The following is a 1,407-nucleotide window of genomic DNA, read 5'->3' on the forward strand; positions in this document are numbered from 1 at the left end:
TATAAGTGACAATCCAATGGAGCTCAGTATGCCTACGATCAAGGCATCCAGCAGCTGCCCTCTTATGAAGCTTGATACTATGGAGTTGATATCAGTCATCAGACTGCTGAAATTTTCATTATGCCGTTTTTTCACAACCGCATTCAAAGTATCCCTGTAGAGTCCCTTGAAGTACTCCAGATCCTTCAATATATAGAAGGCCAATATGAGTCCCAAAGCTACATTGACAATATTGCTTCCGACCCCTCTTATCTGATCAAAGGCCTTGGATATGGCAGAGCCCACTATCTCATTGGCACTGTCCGCAGCTTTTATGAACTGCTGTTTCAGATTTTCCGACAAGCCGCTGTTTTCCAGCCATACCCGCAGCTGCTCATATATCTGATTGTACCTTTCGGAATAACTGGAAATGGACTCGATAATCGCATTAAAATCAACCTGCCTGCTGATCTGCCCCCCAATCATTGCATAGGTGCTGTACAGCAGTATGACAATGAGCCCGATAACCACCAGATATGTAAGCAGGACACTTATGGTCCGTTTTAACTGCTGTTGTTTTTTTGCATTTTTTGATTTTCCAGCGAAAAACCTATTGCTGCTCATCACTCTGCACTCTATCCAACACACCACAGGATGAAGCAGATATGCTATGACTAACGCTATTATAAAGGGTGCCAGAACCACAAGCAGACCGGACAAAGCACCCATGACAGTGCTCAATATAAGCTCCAGATTGGAAACTATCCTGTATATTATATATAGTATGGTTGCAAGCACCACGATATATATACTGTACTTTACAAGGGTCCTGTCAAAAGAAAATTTCATAGATCCATTCCTCTTTCGTATTGTATTACACACACTGATAATTCACATAATATCCACATGATATTATAACTACTTTATCACACAATTTGCCATTTTAATAGCAAGACATTCAGCAAATTAGCGAAATATTGTAAAACAGCAAACAAAATACTGTTGATATTTAATGACTTATTTAGTATAATACTAAAGTACGAGCAACAGCTCAACAAATGGAGAGATGGCTGAGTTGGTCGAAGGCGCACGACTGGAAATCGTGTGACTGTTAACGCGGTCCGAGGGTTCGAATCCCTCTCTCTCCGCCATATATGATTATTCAACCACAAAGTTCGATATTAGCGAATATTGTGGTTTTTTTAATTGTATTTGAGAGAGGGTTGAGAACCCTCAAAGAATGGCCGAACATTATGTATGAATCGGGTATCTCATATGCTTCAAATAAACATGACTCACTGACCAAATTATGGCTGCCGGCAACCCGGCTTCGAATCCCTCTCTCTCCGCCATATATGATTATTCAACCACAAAGTTCGATATTAGCGAATATTGTGGTTTTTTTAATTGTATTTGAGAGAGGGTTGA

1 protein-coding gene and 1 tRNA gene are annotated in these 1,407 nt (G+C 40.4%); one reads left to right on the forward strand and one right to left on the reverse strand.

Annotated features, from left to right (window positions below):
* Positions 1-828, reverse strand: an 828-nt coding sequence (locus ACESM9_RS13855) for an AI-2E family transporter (protein ID WP_372999893.1), incomplete at its 3' end; no start/stop codon positions are given.
* A gap of 211 nt (positions 829-1,039) precedes the next feature.
* Here ACESM9_RS13855 and ACESM9_RS13860 point away from each other — a divergent pair.
* A tRNA-Ser gene (locus ACESM9_RS13860) sits at positions 1,040-1,130 on the forward strand.
* Positions 1,131-1,407: the final 277 nt, after the last annotated feature.

Origin of the sequence: Lutispora sp. (assembly GCF_041687175.1) — a bacterium.
Classification (GTDB): domain Bacteria; phylum Bacillota; class Clostridia; order Lutisporales; family Lutisporaceae; genus Lutispora.